The following is a 19,112-nucleotide window of genomic DNA, read 5'->3' on the forward strand; positions in this document are numbered from 1 at the left end:
TTGCCAGTACCCGTACGCAAAGGAGCTTCACCATGGTTGATCACGCACGCGCCGCGCGCATGGCAAAGCGCATTCAGACAATCGTTGCCAGCGCTATTGAACGCCAGATTAAGGATCGTCGCCTTGAGCTTGTGACTATCACGGATGCCCGCGTTACGGGTGACCTGCACGATGCCACCGTGTACTACACGGTGCGCGGCGCGGATATCGAATCCGAGCCGGATTACGATCAGGCTGCCGAGGCTCTCACGCGAGCTAAGGGGCAGTTGCGCAAGATCGTGGGCGACGAACTGTCGGTTCGCTTTACGCCGACGCTGTCCTTTGAGCTTGACACTGTCCCCGAGGCGTCCGCTCACATGGAGGATTTGCTCGCCCGCGCCCGTGCCCGCGATGCGGAGTTGGCCAAGTTGAAGGAAGGCGCGCAGCCGGCTGGTGATGCGAATCCGTACAAGACCTCGGATAAGGAAGAGGACTAAGTGTCACGAACCAACTACGAAGCCGCAGTTGATGCGCTGGTGCAGGCCAGCAGTATTTGCATTATCACGCACTTGCGCCCAGACGCCGATGCTGTCGGCTCTGCGGCGGCCCTCACCTTGGCGCTGCGCCAGCGCGGGAAGCAGATCCGCACCGTGATCGGGCAGCGCCGCGATATTTCCGCCAACCTATTCTCCATTCCTACCGTGGACGAGATTGAGTTGGTGGATGAGCTTCCGCAGGGCTACGACCTTTATGTCACTGTGGACTGCGGCTCGATAGATAGGACGGGTTCGGTGGCCCGGGAGATCGAGAAAATGGCCGCCGTCGGCCGCGTCCTATGTATCGATCACCATGCTTCTAACGACGGCTTCGGCGCCATCAACGTGGTGGATCCAGTGTGTGAGTCCACCACGGTGGTTCTTCTCGATATCCTGGATAGGCTTTCCATCCAGATCGATCGCGTCATCGCGCACTGCCTGTACGCGGGCCTTGTTACCGATACCGGTAACTTCCGGTGGGGCCGCCCAGCGATGCATGATATCGCTGCGCGCCTGATGCTCTATGGGCTCGACACCAAGCAGATTGCGCTGGAACTCATGGACTCCAGCACGGCCGATGACCTGCAGATGATCGGACGCGTGCTCTCAGGCCTCAGGATTGAGGAAGCAGGGGAGCACCGCCTGGCTGTTCTCTTCGTGCCGCATGAGGAAGTCGCGTCTCATGCCGATTCCGCCATTGAGTCTTTTGTCGACTATGTACGCGCATTGAAGGGCACTGACATTGGAGTGGTCTTCAAGGAACAGGCGCCCAATGTGTGGGCAGTATCTTTGCGTTCCTCTGCGGTCAACTGCGCCGAAGTGGCCCTCACCTTCGGCGGCGGTGGGCATGTTCCGGCGGCTGGCTATACCGCGCACGGAACGCCCGAGGAGGTTATCGCGCAGCTGGTAGGTGCGTTGTCCTAAATGGCTTCCGAGCAACCAGTCAAGGTATCTGCCGCGGAGGTTTTCCGTCTTGCCGTGCCCGCTCTGGGAGTTCTCGCGGCGATGCCGCTTTATTTGCTCCTGGATACCGCGGTGGTGGGCCGGCTAGGGGCGGAGGATTTGGCCTCGCTAGGGGCTGCGGCCACGCTGCATTCCGTGGTCACTACACAACTGACCTTCTTGTCTTATGGCACGACCGCGCGAGCCTCTCGTTTATTCGGGGCGGGTAAGCGGGAAGAGGCCGTGGCGGAGGGCGTGCAAGCAACGTGGGTTGCCGTGGGCGTGGGGTTGGTGCTCGCTATCATCATGTGGCTCTTTGCCGGCGTCTTCGCGATGTGGTTGACTGGCAATCCAGATACGGCGCGGGGGACAGCACAGTGGCTGCGAATCGCGGCCGTCGCTATTCCTTTTACCCTCATCAACATGGCTGGCAACGGCTGGATGCGCGGTGTTCAAAACACCCGCAAGCCTCTCTACTTCACCCTTGCAGGTATGGTTCCTGGCGCCATCGCGGTGCCTATTTTCGTGCACTTCTGGGGGTTGCCGGGCTCAGCTCTGGCCACGGTGCTGGGCATGGGGATCATCGCGGCGTTCTTCGTGGCGGAGCTGCGCCGCGAGCATGTCGGTTCGTGGGAGGTCCGCTGGAGCGTTGTGCGTCGGCAGCTCGTGTTGGGGCGTGACCTCATCGTGCGTTCGTTGAGTTTCCAAGTGGCATTTTTGTCGGCGGCAGCGGTGGCCTCGCGTATCGGAACCGCCCAGTTGGCTGCGCATCAAATCATGATGCAGATGTGGAACTTCCTGTCCCTCGTTCTGGATTCCCTCGCTATCGCTGCCCAAGCATTGACCGGCGCGGCATTGGGGGCAGGGTCAGCGCGCTATGCCCGCACGGTGGGAACCAAGGTGACGCTCTACTCGACGTCCTTCTCCCTCGCGCTCGCAGCGGTACTAGGCCTCGGCGCCGGTGTCATCCCGCAGATTTTTACTACGAGCCCGGAGGTCCTCGAGGTCATTTCCGGCCCGTGGTGGGTTATGACTTTCCTCGTCATTATTGGCGGCGTCGTTTTCGCCCTGGACGGCGTCCTCCTAGGCGCTGGGGACGCAGCCTTCCTCCGCACGCTCACCCTCGCATCGGTGCTCTTGGGCTTCCTCCCCGGTGTCTGGTTGGCCCTGGTTTTCGGCACCGGCCTGACCGGGGTGTGGGGCGGAATCGCCGCGTTCATCCTCATCCGCATGGTGGGCGTGGTGTGGCGCTTTTACTCCATGCGGTGGGCGCAGGTCTAGCCCTGTGGTAAAAGTAGAGAGAATGTTTGTGTGAAGGAGGCGCTATGACCACGTTGTGGGCTGTCTCCGATCTCCACGCGGCGGTGCGAGTCAACGGGGACCGTATCGAGGAACTCGTTCCGCCGAATCCGAATGACTGGTTGATTGTGGCGGGCGATGTGGCCGAGCGCATTGACCTTGTCATCAACACCTTGGCGCGGCTGAAAAACCGCTACGCCACCGTGATCTGGGTGCCCGGCAATCACGAGCTCTTTTCCCGCGGCCAGGACGCGTATCAGGGACGTGAAAAATACGATCGGCTCGTGGAGGGCTGCCGGGAGATTGGCGTGGTTACCCCAGAAGACCCTTTCCCGGTTTTTGGAGGGGTTACTGTCGTCCCGCTTTTTACGCTGTATGATTACAGTTTTCGTCCGCCGGGAACAACGGTAGAGCAGGCGCTCGCGAGCGCGAAGCAGAAGCAGATCATCATGACCGATGAATTTGCTATCGCCCCGTTCGTCGATGTCCGCGCGTGGTGCTGGGACCGCTTGGCGTATTCCATCAAGCGCCTATCACGGGTTGAGGGCGAGACCGTCCTGATCAATCACTGGCCGCTGGTGCAGGAGCCAACCTTGTACCTGCGCTGGCCCGAGGTGGCGTTGTGGTGTGGAACCCGCCACACGCGTTCCTGGCCGCGGCGCTACAACGCCAAGGCGGTCATCTACGGTCACCTCCATATGCCTAACCGAGCCAACATTGATGGAGTAGACCACATTGAGGTGTCTTTGGGCTATCCGCGTGAGTGGCAAGCGCACGGACATCTCCAGCCGTGGCCATATCCGGTGCTGAGTATTGATGAGAAGACAGGGAGGGCAGAGCATGCTTGAGCCGTCCCTCTTCCCGGAGTCAGCGCGATATTGCTATGTGCGTACAGACGAGTCGATGACCGATCTGCTCAATTACAACCACCTATCCCCGGAGGAGCGCTCCGTGGTCTCCCAAGCCGTGGACGTGCGCAAGTCCGAATTTGGGGATGCACGCTGGTGTGCCCACCAAGCCTTGAAGGAGCTCAACTACACCGACAATGAGCCGATTCTGCGCGGCGAGCGAGGCATGCCGCTGTGGCCGGAGGGCTATACCGGATCGATGACGCACACCGAAGGCCTGCGTGCAGCGGTAGCAGCGCCAACCACCCACGTGCGCTCGATGGGGCTGGATGCCGAACCCGCGGAGCCTTTGCCGGAGCATGTGCTGACGATGATCGCTCGGCCGGGGGAGATGCCGCAGCTGGCTCAGTTACAAGCGGCGGGTATTTCCTGCCCGGACCGCCTGTTGTTCTGTGCCAAGGAGGCCACCTACAAGACCTGGTTTCCCATGACCCGGCGGTGGCTTGATTTTGACCAAGCGGAAATTGACCTGCGCCTAGACGGAACGCTCGTCTCTTACCTCTTGGCGCGGCCGACTCCAGTGCCGTTCATTACGGGGCACTGGATCATCCGGGATGGCTATGTCATCGTTTCTGCTGCCGTTCCAGCGCTCAACTTTGACAGGTAAACCGGGTCATTAAAGCGTCGAGGGCCGCGCGACGAAAACCGTGGCTAAGCGCTTTCCTTTCTCCTTGATCAGGGCGATCGAGCGTCCCTGCGGATCGACGGCCGCGTACGTGCCTTTCAACCCACGCGGCTCTAGCCACTTGCCCATAGCCAGGGCCTGGGCCTCGTCATCGGTGACTTCTAAAACCGGATAGCTGCGAGCGAGAGCCTCATCGAGGCTGAGGGACAGGGTCGGAGAGTCCTCGAGAGTAGAGAGGGGGAGGGCGTCGTCAAGCGTGAAAGGGCCCACCTCCGTGCGGCGCAAGGCGGTGAGATGCCCGCCGACGCCGAGGGCCTCACCCAGATCCCGAGCCAGCGAGCGGATGTAGGTTCCCGAAGAACACGCGACCGACACGTCCAAATCTACGAATTCGCCGCAGCGCCGCGTATCGAGGATATCGAAGCGGCTGACCGTCACTGGGCGCGCGGGGATCTCAACCTCTTCGCCTGCCCGCACCCTTTCGTGCGCGCGTTTACCATCGATCTTGATAGCGGAGACCGCTGCCGGCCGCTGCAGAATATCGCCGGTCAGCGCAGCAACCTCGTGCGCAATGGCAGAATCTTCCACACTGGTTGCCGGTTTGCCCCACGTAGCTTCACCTTCCGCATCGTCGGTGTGGGTAGCCATACCCAGCCGAATCGTCGCGTCGTAGGCCTTGGTGGAGGCCACCATGTGCGCGAGGAACTTGGTGCCACGTTCGAGGCCTACAACGAGCACTCCCGTGGCCATCGGATCAAGCGTGCCCGCGTGGCCCACCTTGCGGGTGCGGAAGAAGCGGCGGAGTTTTCCCACGACGTCGTGCGAGGTCATGCCGGCGGGTTTGTCGACGACCACGAGGCCGGAACGTTCGAGCGGATCAGTCATGCCCTGCAGTCTAGGGCACCGGCTGCGGTGGGATAGCATGGTGGCCGTGGATATTTGGTACGGAATCAATAGCATCCCCGCTGACCTTGGTCCGACATCAGTGACGATTGGTGTCTTCGATGGCCTGCACCGCGGACACCAACAGTTGGTCACAAAGGCCGTCGAGCATGCGCGCACGCATGGCCAACGCCCAATCATGGTGACCTTTGATCCGCACCCAGTCTCCGTGTTCTTGCCGGAGCGCGCGCCGCTCTCCGTGATTACTTTTGAGCGCCGCATGCAGTTGGCGGAAGAGATGGGCATCGAGGCCGTGCTCGTCATCGACTTCACCGAGGAACTCCAGGGCGTCGAGCCGCGCGAGTACGTGACGGAACTCCTGGTGGGGCGTTTGCACACAGAACACGTCGTGGTGGGGGAGAACTTCACCTTCGGCGCAGGTGCATCCGGCACCGCGGAGGCGCTAGCGAAATTCGGTGCCGAGTTCGGGTTCGACGTTGACATCGTGCCTTTGCTTGACGACGAGGGCGAGCGCATCTGCTCCACCAACATCCGCGCCGCTCTTGCTAAGGGCGATATTGCGCGCGCCAATTGGGCGCTGGGACGCCACTTTACGGTGACCGGGCCCGTTGTGCGCGGTGCAGGACGCGGCGGAAAGGAGCTTGGTTTCCCGACCGCCAACCAGTATTTCCCGGAATCCGTCGCCATCCCGGCCGATGGCGTCTACGCGGGCTGGTTCGTGGTTGAACCCACCGGCGCTCCACTCGAAGGCGACATGGAGCCCGGCGTTCCTTATCCAGCCGCTATCTCGGTGGGTACGAACCCCACCTTCGGCGACGAGGAACGCTCGGTGGAGTCCTTCGTGCTGGACCGTGACGCAGACTTGTACGGGCACGAGGCCACCGTGCACTTTGTCGACCACGTGCGAGACATGGAGAAATTCAACTCCGTGGAGGAACTCCTGACGGCTATGGAGCGAGACGTTGCTCGAGTTCGTGAGATTCTGGCACGCGAGGCCTAAATGAAGATCATCCTCGACCTCGACACCGGAATCGACGATGCCCTCGCTCTCGCCTATGCCGTAGCGCACCCTGATCTCGAGTTGATCGGGGTCACCGGCACCTATGGCAATGTGCCGGTGGCGCTGGGCGTGCGTAACTCGCTGGCGTTGCTGGAGCTTCTCGACGCCGAGGATGTCCCCGTCTTCATTGGGCCGACACGCCCGGGCTTTAACGTTGCCCCCATTTCAGCGTTCATCCATGGCCGCAATGGACTTGGGGAAGTGCTTCTGCCTCCTCCGCGCCGCAAAGCATATGAGGATGCAGTGGGCTTTCTTATCCGTTCGGTCCGTGAGCATGGTGAGGATCTGGTGATTGTGCCGACGGGGCCGTCGACAAGCATCGCAGCTGCCATGCGCGAAGACCCGGACTTCGCCCGCAACGCCCGCATCGTCATGATGGGCGGCGCGCTGACCGTGCCCGGGAACGTCACGCCCTATGCCGAGGCCAATGTCTTCCAAGACCCGCAGGCTACGGACTATGTCTTCCGGCATGCTCGCGATCTCACCATGGTGGGGCTCGACGTCACGTTGCGCACGTTGCTCACCAGGGAGCATACGAAGCAGTGGCGCGGCACGCGGACGGGCCGGATCTACGCGGACATCGTGGACTACTACATTCGTGCCTATAAGACGACCTCTCCGCACCTCGGCGGTTGTGGGCTCCACGATCCCTTGGCGGTAGCCGTGGCTGCAGATCCCTCACTGGTCACATGCCTCGACCTCAATCTGCGGTGTGAGGATAATGGCCGCACTATTGGGGATCCGGAACGACTGGATAACCCCACCGCCCGTGTCGCCGTTGCGGTGGATGATGCGCGCTTCGTTGATGATTTGATGTCGAAGCTGGGCAGCCTCTATACTTCTACTTCGGCTTGCTGACTGCGGTCCACAGTAGTCACGGGCAGCGCCTCACGGCGCATCATTTCATGTGGACTGAAATACAATAGGAGATTTTCCATGGCTTTGAGCACCGAGAAGAAGGCTGAAATCCTCAAGGAGTACGGCCTGCACGAGACCGACACCGGCTCCCCGGAGGCACAGGTTGCCCTGCTGACCACCCGCATCAACAACCTGACCGAGCACCTCAAGGATCACAAGCATGATCACCACTCCCGCCGTGGTCTGCTGCTCATGGTTGGTCGCCGTCGTGGCCTGCTGAAGTACCTGGCCGCTAACGACGTTGACCGTTACCGCGACCTGATTTCTCGCCTGGGTCTGCGCCGCTAAGCGCTTAACTTTTCAACCCCCGCACCTGTGTGCGGGGGTTTTCTCGTCTCATCTGCTAAAATTCTTGGGCGTTGTCAGAAAACATCGAAGAAGAGGCGGCACCGAAGATCGCCATGACAGCTCCAAGGAGAGTTACATCCATGAGCGCTAAAAACGCTAAGAACCAACCGAACAATTCCGTCGAGTTCCTTATCGACGACGATTACGGCATCACCGAGGCCATCGCCACCCTGGACAATGGCGATTTCGGCACGCGTACCATCCGTTTTGAGACGGGCCAGCTGGCTCGCCAGGCCGGTGGCTCCGTGACCACTTACCTGGACGAGGACACCATGCTGCTGTCCACGACCACCGCTTCAAACCAGCCGCGCGAAGGTTTCGACTTCTTCCCGCTGACCGTGGACGTCGAGGAGCGCATGTACGCCGCAGGTAAGATCCCGGGCTCCTTCTTCCGCCGTGAGGGCCGTCCCTCTACTGAGGCTATTCTGGCCTGCCGCCTTATCGACCGCCCGCTGCGCCCGACCTTCGTGAAGGGCTTGCGCAACGAGGTCCAGGTCGTCGTCACGGTCCTCTCTATGGACCCGGAGGAGTACTACGACGTCGTCGCCATCAACGGCGCTTCCGCCTCCACCCAGCTCTCCGGCCTACCTGTGTCTGGCCCGGTGGGCGGCGTGCGCATGGCACTGATCGCTGATGATAAGCACCCTAAGGGCCAGTGGGTGGCCTTCCCGAACAACGAGCAGCACGAGCGTGCTCTCTTCGAGATAGTCGTTGCCGGCCGCATCGTGAAGAAGGGCCGCAAGGATGACGTTGCCATCATGATGGTGGAGGCCGGCGCTGGTGTGAACGTAGCCGAGCGCATCAAGGAAGGTGCACCGGCTCCGCAGGAGTCCACCGTGGCTGAGGGCTTGGAGGCTGCGAAGCCTTTCATCAAGTCCCTGTGTGAAGCGCAGGCAGGTCTGGCGGAGCGTGCAGCCAAGGAGACGCAGGAGTTCCCGCTCTTCCCGTCCTACGGTGATGATGTTTACGCGGCCGTCGAAAAGGCAGCCGCCAAGAAGCTGGAGAAGCTCCTCACCATCCCGGGTAAGCAGGACCGCGATGACGCCACCAACGAGTTCATGGAGCAGGTCGAGGCTAAGCTCATCGACGATTTTGATGACCTCGATGAGGCCGATGCATCCAAGCAGATCCGCAACGCTTTCAACGCCGTGATGAAGGACATCGTGCGCACCAAGATCCTCACTGAGGGCTTCCGTATCGATGGCCGTGGTGTGACCGATATCCGTGACCTCGGCGTAGAGGTTGACCTCATCCCGCGTGCTCACGGTTCCTCCCTGTTTGAGCGTGGCGAGACCCAGATCCTAGGCGTGACCACCCTGGACATGCTGAAGATGGAACAGCAGATCGACTCCCTGACTCCAGTGGAGTCCAAGCGCTACATGCACCACTACAACTTCCCGCCGTACTCCACCGGTGAGACCGGCCGAGTGGGCTCCCCGAAGCGCCGCGAGATTGGTCACGGTGCGCTGGCCGAGCGCGCCCTGCTGCCGGTGATCCCCTCCCGTGAGGACTTCCCCTACGCCATTCGCCAGGTGTCTGAGGCCCTTGGTTCCAACGGCTCTACCTCCATGGGCTCCGTTTGTGCGTCCACCCTGTCCCTCTACAACGCGGGCGTTCCGCTGAAGGCCCCAGTGGCGGGTATCGCCATGGGCTTGGTTTCTGGTGAGGTTAACGGCAAGGAAAAGTTCGTGGCACTCACCGACATCCTCGGCGCTGAGGATGCCTTCGGCGATATGGACTTCAAGGTTGCCGGTACCTCCGAGTTCATCACCGCCCTGCAGCTGGACACCAAGCTGGATGGCATTCCTTCGCACGTGCTTGCCGACGCCCTCGAGCAGGCCCGCGACGCCCGTGCCGCCATCCTTGACACGATGTCTGAGGTTATCGAGGGCCCAGACGAGATGTCTGGTCTGGCTCCGCGCATTACCTCGGTGACTATCCCGGTGAACAAGATTGGTGAGCTCATTGGCCCGAAGGGCAAGACCATCAACGCCATCACCGAGGAAACTGGCGCCGATGTCTCCATCGAGGAAGACGGCACCGTCTACATTTCGGCCGCTACGGGTGAAGCCGCTGACGCTGCCATCGACCGCGTGAACAGCATTGCTAACCCACAGCTGCCGAAGGTGGGCGAGCGCTTCCTCGGCACCGTGGTGAAGACAGTGGCTTTCGGCGCCTTCGTATCCCTGACCCCGGGCCGCGACGGCTTGGTGCACATCTCGAAGCTGGGCGGCGATGAGCGTATCGAAAAGGTCGAAGACGTGGTCAACGTCGGCGACAAGATCCAGGTCGAAATCGCGGACATCGATAACCGCGGCAAGATTTCCCTGGTCCCGGTTGAGGAAGACTAATTCCCAAACCTCATAAGCCAGAGCCCCGCTCTCCAGCTCGTTCATGGGCTGCGATGGCGGGGCTCTTAGCTTGTTGGGTGCTAGCTGCTAGTCCTGGAAATCAAGTACAAGTCGTTTGGGGTCCTCGAGAAATGTCACCGAGTACGGAGTCCTCTTCTGCAGACCAATGATGAATTGCGATTGTGACTCAAATGAGCTGGTGTAGACGACCTCACTCACGACTCCAGTTCCAGGAGTAGTTCCCTGCTGAATATGCCGTTCCTCGAGCTCAGGCGTAGATGGCCAAGGAGTTCCCTCGATTCCGACGTCGAGAAAAGCATTTCCTTCTGCCTCAACGGGGTAACCGGAGGCCTGCTGAGTTGGGCTGTCTGTGTAGGTGGTAAACCAGCCCGGTTCGCCGTTTCCCTCGAGATCAATAACTACGCGGGTAAAGCCATTGTGAGCCCCCACACGCACCGTAGTTGGCGTGAGATCTCCAAGCCGTTCGGGCATGTGATGCCGATTATCCAGGGCTGCTGTACCCATGCCCGCAAACTGTGCTGCAGTCATCGCCTCCGAGCTGCTTTGCGCGCCCGAGTCCTCTGAGGCCATTTCTTCACTGGCTGGTGCTTCAGCAACTCGCGGGCTGGATTCAACCGAACTAAAAGCAGGTGAATTTGTGGAGTGCGAACCTCCCTCAGAGCATGCGGTGATGGTCAACGCACATCCGGCAATGATGACCCCGAAGACGGTGGTCGGTGCAATAGAGCGAGTCATATTTTCCCTTCAGCTGTGACAGCAGGATCCAGCTTCCTAGACCATCATAACGAGCAGCAACACGTGGGCATCACTGCGTAACCCCGCTGGACCCCGAGGGGCATTCTCAAGCCATCTAGCCTCCCTAACTCTTAAAAGTTCCGCTCAGTTCCAAAAACTGCGCCGACCTTTTACCATTAGGGAGGCTTTTCTTTATCTCCCTCCGGCCCCGGCTCCCGCGACCCTTCGTCGTTTGATTCGACGGCTTGGGGTTGTGCGGGGTGAGTTTTGGGTTCATCGTTTGTTTCGACGGCGCGGGGCTTATCCGTGTGTTCATCCTTCTTAGTTATGCGTACCGAACGGAGGTTCTATGGATTTGAGAGGACTTTCCATCTACTGTCATGAGTGAAGTGCATTCCCAACGCTAAGTAAGGTAAAGAATATGGTTAAAAAGTCTGCAAGAAAAGTTCGTTTGGCATTGGTTTGTGGTGCTGTCTTGGCTCTTGCCGCCCCCAGTAGCGCGTTTGCTCAGGATGCAGAAGCGACCTTGGATGGTGATACGGTTCCTGCTGCAGACAGTGAATCGGGATTTGAGTTGTCTTCCGGAGAAACCAAGACTGTAGACCTGTCGGATGCCAAGGAGAAACAGTCAGCGGAAATCCATGTGGAAGGTGAGCCGACTATAAGCTTCTATGATGCATCAAACACTGCCCCTGCGTGTGTGTCTGCTGAGCATCATCAAGCTGAGATCAAAATTCGGAATAATTGCCCTACACCTGTTCGGGTGAAAGTCATCATGACGGGTTGGGTGGGTTCTCAGGATATTGAGTGCACAGGGGTTGCCCCGGGCGCTGAAGAAACCGTTTCCAAGTTGAAGGTTCCAGGTATTACTCGCATCGATCGAGTGGAGAATTGCTAATGAAGAAATTACGTGCTTTGGCGCTTACACTCGCTCTTCCTTCTGCAGTGTTTGCTCAAACGCAAGTCGCGCAAGCAGCGGGTGTTGTTAAAAATGAACTAGGCATGATCACCATGAAATGCCAGGTAGTGGAGAATGCCCCCGGCAATCCTATTGTGGGCTTTGTCATAGGTAATCATCCAACAGATCCTAATGCTGCCAAATCCGATGCAAATTTGTATGAAAGCAAGTTTAACAATGCCCATAAGAGGCATTGCTATCCTCAGCGGAAGTACCGTCCGTCGGGTGCCTATGACACGAGTTGGAACCCTAAATGATGTCCAGCGAAATTACCCTGACAAAGACCTATTTCCTTGCGAGAGAAGAGGATTTGCCTCGGTTTTATCAGCGCTATCTTGAACGAGTGGAGCGCGTGAAACAGTTCACGACCGTCTATCTGGTCGCTGATGTGGAGATTGATGAGTCGGATTCCGTTGTGAAAAAGAACTTGCTCCATGATCTCCAGGCTCAGAGTGATGAACCGGTTAACGAGGATGAATGGAATATGTATAGCTATTCCACCGCATTAGGGACGATCGACGAGCCTATTGAGCCTGGGGCGGCTGTGTCACGTTTGTGGGAGGACATGCTTTTGACCGACGATGAGGAGTGGCCTCGGTCTTTTATCAGCTCTGTTGATTTCGCGTCGTTTATGTCACGGCCGAAGTAACGGACTGGAAGCCGTTCGGTGCAGGTGGTGAAGTTTTGTCGAGGGAGTCACGCTTAACGTGACTCCCTGAGCTATTGTTCTCTATTTTTGTGAAGCTAACCCGTTAAGAACATTTGTTCCATCTTTCCAGAGAGTGTGTCTCCCTCCTGTTATATAATCAATAGTGCTTCGCGGGTTGAGCTAAGCAGTGATCTAGGACTCGACATCCTAGGTACCTTAGCAATAGCAGTGTTATACCTGATTGCTCTTTGGATTATTGAAAGTGTAGGTCAGCCTTTTTCAAAGAAGTTTCTTGTTCGCATAAATAAAGAAAAGGAGCAGAGAATGGGTCATAACAATCGCAGTCGCATTATCGCGTCAATTGAAAATATAGGTACTGGAGCAATCGGTAGCTCACTGCTCATGCTGAACTCGTGAAGCAAAGGTTAGAAGCCCTAGAACCGTTTATACGAATCTAGGGCTTCTTTGTCGTTTTAGAAATTTCGTGCGAGATCTTCCGGGTTATGATTGCGAAGCCTTCATGACCTGATGTCCAACGAGCCGTAGGCGAGGCGGGAGAAGGATACTCGTCATGCTCCTTCAAAGCGCGTGATAATCTGTCGTTTCGTTGGCGCATTAGGGTTTGCACACTCTAACGCGACCATTACTACATGGTGAAGATTATTCATGTTTCAGACCAGAGGTTACGACCGTTTCGTACGGCCAAGCAATTTGAGTTAACTGAGCGAGATCGGCTCCTCTTGACTGTTTGGTTGCGTTTGAAGCTATGGCGCGCGACCACGTTGCCAGGCTGTGGGGAATTTACGATTCGGGAGCTTGTAAGCGTCTTCGATTGCTCCGGGACAAAGGGGTCATTGACGATAAAAGCGTTTTCACGGGCTTCCCCAGCATTCTCACCATCACCAGCAAAGGCTGCAGGCACAGTAGATGGACGCACATTACTGATAAAGGAAATGTTGTCGGGGATTTCAAGCCTCCTCGCTTTAGCGCGGGTGGAACCCTGGCACACACGCTTTTGGTTATGGATTCAGCTCTATCCTGGTCAATTTATGCGCACACGGTCGTAAGCGAGCGAGTGATAAAGGCCCAGGACCGGTAAGCATCTCAGTAAAGGAAACCACCACCCGGTAGATGCTATCGATAGGTAAAAGGCGGATGCTAGGTGCTGTTAATATCCGGATTTTTTTATCCCTACCGGACTGAAGCGTCCTGATGCTAAAGAAGGCGTCCGGCAGGATGGTGGTGCTCATTGGCGTATCCCCCGAGAAAATAGTGTTAGAAGAAGTGTTCTACAACTAATCCTAGTGCCGGCACAAACCAAGGTCTATAGCCTGCGGGGATAAACTTCACAAACCAAGAAGCATGGGGGTGTTGAGTAATGCTTTAGGTTGTGTGTTCGACTCTTGCCGAGCTGGGGGTATAGGTTTTACTCATACACAACAACGGGGGTAGGTGAATGGTGCAGGCGAGGGGAGTTAGCGCCGCGTGCCCCGTTCTGAGCCCTGGATGTCGACAGGGATAGACTGGTCGTGGCTAACAGAACGAACATAGATGAAGGGATTGTGAATGACTATCAAGGTGGGTGTCCTCGGCGCTAAGGGCCGCGTGGGACAAGCAATCGTGGAGGGCGTCAACGCTGCAGAGGATCTGGAGCTTGTTGCTGAAATCGATCGCGATACTCCGCTTGAGAAGCTAGTCGAAGCTGGCGCGCAGGTAGCCGTTGACTTCACCCAGCCTGCTTCCGTTATGGGCAACCTTGAATTCTGTACTCAGCATGGCATTCACGCCGTCGTGGGGACCACGGGCTTCGACGCCGAGCGTCTGGCGCAAGTGGAGGAATGGACAAAGGGAGACGGTGCGGGCCACGTGTTGATCGCTCCGAACTTTGCTATTTCGGCTGTGCTGACCATGGTCTTCGCGGCACAAGCTGCAAAATTCTTCGACAGCGCTGAGGTGGTTGAGTATCACCACCCGAACAAGCTCGATGCGCCGTCCGGCACCGCGGTTCATACCGCACAGGGCATTGCGAAGGCTCGCAAAGAGGCTGGATTGGATGCAATGCCGGACAAGACCGAGCAGTCCCTCGACGGAGCGCGCGGCGCGGATGTTGACAGCGTCCATGTTCACGCAGTCCGCATGCAAGGAATGGTGGCGCATGAAGAAGTTATCTTCGGTACCCAGGGCCAGTCGCTGACGATCCGTCAAGATTCTTATGACCGTTCCTCTTTCACTCCAGGCGTGCTCATGGGTGTGCGGGAAATTGAGTCTCATCCAGGGCTGACCGTGGGCCTGGAAAAGTACTTGGAGCTGTAATGGCTAAGGTCACTGAGCTTGATGTCCAGCTCATCGCGGCCACTTCTTTCCACGCGCCGCAGGGAGTGGACTGGGAGGTGGACGGGGAGGCGTCGGAAAGCGAGGCTCTTGTCGAGTTCGCTGGGCGAGCTTGTTACGAGTCCTTCGATAAGCCGAACCCACGAACTGCTTCGAACCAGGCTTATCTGCATCACATCCTCGAGGTTGGGCATGATGCGCTGCTCGAGCACGCAACCGCGACGCTGTATATCCGTGGCTTGTCGCGTTCGGCAACACACGAGCTAGTTCGGCACCGACATTTCTCTTTTTCGCAACTCTCGCAGCGCTTTGTTCATTCTGAAGAGGCTGAAGTGGTGCTGCCGAAACTCATTGCGGAGGATGAACAACTTACCCGATTGACTCTGCAGGCAGCCGATGATGCGCGTTTCGTCTACGAAGAGCTTCTCGATGCTCTTGAATCGAAGCTCGAGCAGGAACCGAATGCATTGCTGCGCAAGAAGCAGGCACGCCAGGCCGCCCGTGCAGTGCTACCCAACCTGACGGAGTCTCGCATCGTCGTGACCGGCAACTACCGGGCGTGGCGTCACTTTATCGGCGCGCGGGCGACGGAACAGGCGGATACGGAGATGCGGCAGCTAGCGGTGGCATGTCTGAAGCTGTTGAGGAAGCAATCGCCGGTGCTTTTCGACGATTTCAATATCACCACCCTGAGCGATGGCACCGAAATGGCGTCGAGTCCTTACGCCTAAGGAGAAATTTAAGACTCGCGCAACGCCCCGATTCAGCTAATAAGGTGCAAAGCGGGTAATCTTGACGCCTATGAGCACAGGTATGACAGCACAGACAGGCGTCGACACTTTCGGACGCGTGGGCGTAGCGATGGTCACCCCGTTTGACCAGGACGGTGCGCTGGACGTGTCTGCAGGGCGTCGCCTAGCAGCTCATCTTGTTGATAACGGCGTCGACTCGCTCATCCTCTCGGGTACTACGGGTGAGTCACCTACGACGTCGTTGGATGAAAAGCTGGAGCTGTTTGCGGCTGTGAAGGAAGAGGTAGGGGACCGAGCCGCCCTCTGTGCTGGTGCGGGAACCAACAACACCGCTACCAGCATCGAGGCGGCACGCGCCTTTGCTGATGCAGGTGCGGATAGCCTTTTGGTTGTTACCCCGTACTACTCCAAGCCCTCCCAGGCTGGTGTGTACGCGCACTTCACTGCCGTGGCTAACGCCGTGGATCTTCCGATTTGTCTGTACGACATTCCTGGCCGCTCGGGCATCCCGATCGAAACGGAGACGATTCTCCGTCTCGCGGACGTGCCGAACATTCAGGCCGTCAAGGACGCTAAAAGCGACCTTGTTGCGGCCGCACCGCTTATCCAGGAGACCGGTTTGGCATGGTACTCCGGGGATGATGGCCTCAACCTGCCCTGGCTTGCCCTTGGCGCATCGGGTGTCATTTCCGTGATTGGCCACCTTGCACCGCGCGCCCTGGCTGATCTCTACGTGGCCTTCGAAGAAGGCGATATCGCACGTGCACGAGAGATTAACGCGAAAACTTTAACCCCGCTCATCCAGGCGCAAAGCCGTCTGGGCGGAGCAACTCTTGTTAAGGCTGCCCTGCGTCTGCAGGGTATTGAAGTAGGGGACCCTCGCCTTCCGGTATCCGCGGCTGACGCGGAGGAGGTTGAGGCTCTCCGCCACGATTTGGAGAAGGCTGGAGTCCTTTAAGAATGACTGAATCCCGTAACCGTTCCCGCAAGGTAACCCGCAAGGCGGGTCCGCCTGCGGAGACTGAGACCGCCTCGAATGAGGCGGCTTCGCCGGTTTTCCAAGCGCCGAATGAATCGGCTGCGACTGGCACTAATTCGAACGAGTCTGATAACTCGAATAACTCGAATTCTGAGGACGGCAACCGCCGCTCCCGCTCCCGTGGTTCCCGCGGCGGCCGTGGCCGTGGTCGCGGTGGCAATGGCGGCGCTAACAACAACGGTAACAACGGCAACAACAATGGTGGCCGCAACAACGGCCGCAACCGCAATAACAACCGTGGTCGCCGCAATGTGCCTAAATCCATGCAGGGTGCGGACCTGACCAAGCGTTTGCCGGAACCGCCGAAGCAGCAAAAGGATGCCCTGCGCATCTACGCTCTGGGTGGTATCTCTGAGATCGGTCGCAACATGACCGTCTTTGAGTACCAAGATGAACTGCTCATCATCGACTGTGGTGTGCTTTTCCCGTCCTCCGGTGAGCCGGGCGTGGATCTCATCCTGCCGGACTTTGGTCCGATTGAGAAGAAGATTCACAAGGTTAAGGCCCTCGTGGTGACCCACGCGCACGAGGATCACATTGGCGCTATCCCGTGGCTTTTGAAGCTGCGCCCGGATATCCCGATCGTGGCGTCGCGCTTCACCATCGCGCTCATTGCTGCAAAATGTAAGGAGCACCGCCAGAAGCCGAAGTTCGTTGAAGTCAACGAGAAGTCTGATGTGAACTACGGTCCGTTCCGCTGCCGCTTCTGGGCAGTGAACCACTCGGTCCCGGACGCGCTTGGTGTCATGCTTGGTACTCCGGCAGGCAATATCATTCACACCGGTGATATCAAGCTGGACCAGACCCCTCTCGATAACCGCCCGACTGACCTCCCGGCACTGTCGCGCTACGGTGATGAGGGCGTGGACCTCATGCTGTGTGACTCCACCAACGCCAACATCCCGGGTGTTTCTGCCTCTGAAGGTGACATTCCGGCGACCTTTAAGCGTTTGGTTTCTGGAGCCAAGCAGCGCGTGATCATCGCGTCCTTCGCGTCGAACGTGTACCGCGTGCAGGCGGCTATCGACGCTGCCGTGGCTGCCGGCCGAAAGGTCGCATTCAACGGCCGTTCCATGATGCGCAACATGGAGATCGCGGAAAAGATGGGCTTCCTCAAGGTTCCGCGCGGCACCATCATCCCGATCGATGAGGCAGCCAAGATGGCTCCGCACAAGGTTCTGCTCATCACCACGGGTACCCAGGGCGAGCCGATGGCTGCTTTGTCCCGCATGGCTCGTCGCGAGCATCGTCAGATCACGGTCCGTGATGGTGACCTCATCATCTTCTCCTCCTCCCTCATTCCGGGTAACGAGGAAGCGGTATTCGGTGTCATCAACATGCTGTCCCAGATTGGTGCTGAAGTTATCACCAATAAGGAGGCCAAGGTTCACGCCTCTGGCCACGGCTACGGTGGTGAGCTGCTGTTCCTGTACAACGCAGCACGCCCGAAGAACGCCATGCCCGTGCACGGCGAGTGGCGCCACCTGCGCGCGAACAAGGAATTGGCTATCTCCACTGGTGTGGCACGGGACCGCGTGGTCTTGGCCCAGAACGGCGTCGTCGTCGATCTGCGCAATGGTCGCGCCGAGGTTGTCGGCCAGATCCCGGTGGGCAACCTCTACGTCGATGGCGTGTCGATGGGTGATGTCGATGCCGATACTCTTGCAGATCGCACCAACTTGGGCGCGGGTGGTGTCGTTTCCATCACCTGTGTCATCGACAACCGCACCTCCCGTCTGCTCGAGCATCCGACGGTGTCCACGACGGGCTTCTCCGACGATGACCGCGGTATCGTGCCCGAGGTAGCTGAGATGGTGGAAAACACCATGAATGACCTCGCCGCCGAGGGGGAGAACGATACCTACCGCATGGTGCAGAAGCTGCGCCGTAAGGTCTCGAAGCTCATGGATTCCAAGTACAAGCGCGAGCCGGTCATTCTGCCGACCATCGTGCCGACGAACTCGGATGTCCTTATGCCTGACGACGACGAAGTTCACGCTTCCCGCGAATCGCTATAGCGTCACGGGTTTCAGCGCCCCAGCGTTCCTACCGACCGTAGGTATGCTGGGGCGCATGTCGTTTTCTTCAGCAGAGCGCACCAAGATGGTGGCGTTATTCCATGAACTAGGCCCTGATGCCCCAACGTTGTGCGAAGGGTGGACGGCCCGCGACCTCGTGGCGCATCTCTGGATCCGCGAGAATCGCCCAGATGCCGCCATTGGCTTCTTCGTCCCAGCGCTGTCGTCCCATGCGGATAGCGTCATGACGGAAGTTCGTGCGCGAGAATTTGAGGAACTGGTGGACGCCTGGGGTAGGGGAGCAGGCAAGCTAAACCCGGCACGCTATATCGATTCAATACTTAACACTGCAGAACACTTTGTGCATCATGAAGATCTGCGCCGCGCCAATGGTCATACTGAACCGCGTGATTTCTCGGAAGCGGTGCAGAAGGAGTTGCTCACACCGCTGAAGGTGCTGGGGCTTAGGCTGTTGGCGAACTCTCGCCTTCCAATCGTTCTGGAGCCGGCTGGATTTGCGCCACTCGTCGCGGCGGATAAACATCGTGTGGCAGCAAAGGGGGACAACGTGGTGCGGGTCCGTGGGGCAGTTTCCGAGTTGCTCCTATGGGCGTTCGGCCGCGAGGCGGCTCGCGTTGAGATTGACGGGGATTCATCCGCCGTCGCCTGGTCAAGCCTGTAGGCTGAACTGTCCAAATTCTTCAGCGTACGCGTGTGGCGCATGTTGTTAATGGTGTGTT

General features: G+C 58.4%; 19 protein-coding genes. 17 read left to right on the forward strand and 2 right to left on the reverse strand.

Features of this window, described 5'->3' with window-relative positions; all coding sequences use genetic code 11:
• The first annotated feature begins 32 nt into the window (after positions 1-32).
• From rbfA to FME68_RS05355, 5 genes are read left to right on the forward strand one after another with little or no spacing between them, the layout of a single operon-like run.
• On the forward strand, positions 33-476 hold the full coding sequence (gene rbfA, locus FME68_RS05335; RefSeq protein ID WP_046648080.1) for a 30S ribosome-binding factor RbfA: 444 nt from the start codon (positions 33-35) through the stop codon (positions 474-476).
• Entirely contained in the window at positions 477-1,439 is a 963-nt protein-coding gene (locus FME68_RS05340) for a DHH family phosphoesterase (protein WP_328287728.1), read from the forward strand.
• Positions 1,440-2,738 (forward strand): MATE family efflux transporter, encoded by a 1,299-nt coding sequence (locus FME68_RS05345; RefSeq protein ID WP_144012980.1) that lies wholly within the window; start codon positions 1,440-1,442, stop codon positions 2,736-2,738.
• Between the two features lie 44 nt (positions 2,739-2,782).
• Positions 2,783-3,604 (forward strand): metallophosphoesterase family protein, encoded by an 822-nt coding sequence (locus tag FME68_RS05350; RefSeq protein WP_049155431.1) that lies wholly within the window; start codon positions 2,783-2,785, stop codon positions 3,602-3,604.
• On the forward strand, positions 3,597-4,271 hold the full coding sequence (locus tag FME68_RS05355) for a 4'-phosphopantetheinyl transferase family protein (protein ID WP_046648085.1): 675 nt from the start codon (positions 3,597-3,599) through the stop codon (positions 4,269-4,271). The genes FME68_RS05350 and FME68_RS05355 overlap by 8 nt, the downstream gene beginning before the upstream one ends.
• A 9-nt stretch (positions 4,272-4,280) precedes the next feature.
• Here the strand turns inward: FME68_RS05355 and truB are convergent, their stop codons facing one another.
• On the reverse strand, positions 4,281-5,174 hold the full coding sequence (gene truB, locus FME68_RS05360) for a tRNA pseudouridine(55) synthase TruB (RefSeq protein WP_158396511.1): 894 nt from the start codon (positions 5,172-5,174) through the stop codon (positions 4,281-4,283).
• A gap of 37 nt (positions 5,175-5,211) precedes the next feature.
• On the opposite strand from truB, the gene FME68_RS05365 reads away from it, so the two are divergent.
• The 4 genes from FME68_RS05365 to FME68_RS05380 all read left to right on the forward strand — a co-directional run bounded on the left by FME68_RS05365 (position 5,212) and on the right by FME68_RS05380 (position 9,869).
• Positions 5,212-6,192, forward strand: coding sequence for a bifunctional riboflavin kinase/FAD synthetase (locus FME68_RS05365; protein WP_158396513.1), 981 nt, complete (start codon positions 5,212-5,214; stop codon positions 6,190-6,192).
• Positions 6,193-7,110 (forward strand): nucleoside hydrolase, encoded by a 918-nt coding sequence (locus FME68_RS05370; RefSeq protein WP_102234197.1) that lies wholly within the window; start codon positions 6,193-6,195, stop codon positions 7,108-7,110.
• Positions 7,111-7,188: 78 nt separating this feature from the next.
• Positions 7,189-7,458 carry a 30S ribosomal protein S15 gene (gene rpsO, locus FME68_RS05375; protein ID WP_046648089.1) on the forward strand — a complete coding sequence of 90 codons (270 nt, stop codon included), beginning with the start codon at positions 7,189-7,191 and terminating at the stop codon, positions 7,456-7,458.
• Between the two features lie 140 nt (positions 7,459-7,598).
• The gene (locus FME68_RS05380; RefSeq protein WP_158396515.1) at positions 7,599-9,869 is read left to right on the forward strand and encodes a polyribonucleotide nucleotidyltransferase; all 2,271 of its coding nucleotides are present in this window, start codon (positions 7,599-7,601) and stop codon (positions 9,867-9,869) included.
• Between the two features lie 87 nt (positions 9,870-9,956).
• Here the strand turns inward: FME68_RS05380 and FME68_RS05385 are convergent, their stop codons facing one another.
• Complete coding sequence (locus FME68_RS05385; RefSeq protein ID WP_158396518.1) at positions 9,957-10,625, reverse strand: AMIN-like domain-containing (lipo)protein; 669 nt, start codon at positions 10,623-10,625, stop codon at positions 9,957-9,959.
• Positions 10,626-11,046: 421 nt separating this feature from the next.
• Between FME68_RS05385 and FME68_RS05390 the strand changes: the two genes are divergently transcribed.
• The 8 genes from FME68_RS05390 to FME68_RS05425 all read left to right on the forward strand — a co-directional run bounded on the left by FME68_RS05390 (position 11,047) and on the right by FME68_RS05425 (position 19,054).
• Positions 11,047-11,523 carry an alpha-amylase inhibitor gene (locus tag FME68_RS05390; RefSeq protein ID WP_070672192.1) on the forward strand — a complete coding sequence of 159 codons (477 nt, stop codon included), beginning with the start codon at positions 11,047-11,049 and terminating at the stop codon, positions 11,521-11,523.
• Positions 11,523-11,840 (forward strand): hypothetical protein, encoded by a 318-nt coding sequence (locus tag FME68_RS05395; protein WP_141754606.1) that lies wholly within the window; start codon positions 11,523-11,525, stop codon positions 11,838-11,840. Before FME68_RS05390 ends, FME68_RS05395 begins: the two co-directional genes overlap by 1 nt.
• Positions 11,837-12,232, forward strand: a complete 396-nt coding sequence (locus FME68_RS05400; RefSeq protein ID WP_042531285.1) for a hypothetical protein — start codon at positions 11,837-11,839, stop codon at positions 12,230-12,232. Before FME68_RS05395 ends, FME68_RS05400 begins: the two co-directional genes overlap by 4 nt.
• A 1,566-nt stretch (positions 12,233-13,798) precedes the next feature.
• Positions 13,799-14,545, forward strand: a complete 747-nt coding sequence (dapB, locus tag FME68_RS05405; protein WP_049157587.1) for a 4-hydroxy-tetrahydrodipicolinate reductase — start codon at positions 13,799-13,801, stop codon at positions 14,543-14,545.
• Positions 14,545-15,294, forward strand: coding sequence for an FAD-dependent thymidylate synthase (thyX, locus tag FME68_RS05410; RefSeq protein WP_070754114.1), 750 nt, complete (start codon positions 14,545-14,547; stop codon positions 15,292-15,294). Before dapB ends, thyX begins: the two co-directional genes overlap by 1 nt.
• A gap of 70 nt (positions 15,295-15,364) precedes the next feature.
• Positions 15,365-16,273 carry a 4-hydroxy-tetrahydrodipicolinate synthase gene (dapA, locus tag FME68_RS05415; protein WP_158396520.1) on the forward strand — a complete coding sequence of 303 codons (909 nt, stop codon included), beginning with the start codon at positions 15,365-15,367 and terminating at the stop codon, positions 16,271-16,273.
• 2 nt (positions 16,274-16,275) lie between these two features.
• A complete protein-coding gene (locus FME68_RS05420) occupies positions 16,276-18,372 on the forward strand; it encodes a ribonuclease J (RefSeq protein ID WP_180963891.1) in 2,097 nt (698 codons plus the stop codon).
• Between the two features lie 43 nt (positions 18,373-18,415).
• Positions 18,416-19,054: a TIGR03085 family metal-binding protein gene (locus tag FME68_RS05425; protein ID WP_158396522.1), complete on the forward strand. Its 639-nt coding sequence runs from the start codon at positions 18,416-18,418 to the stop codon at positions 19,052-19,054.
• Positions 19,055-19,112 lie beyond the last annotated feature (58 nt).

Source organism: Corynebacterium hiratae (genome assembly GCF_009708045.1).
Taxonomy (GTDB): domain Bacteria; phylum Actinomycetota; class Actinomycetes; order Mycobacteriales; family Mycobacteriaceae; genus Corynebacterium; species Corynebacterium hiratae.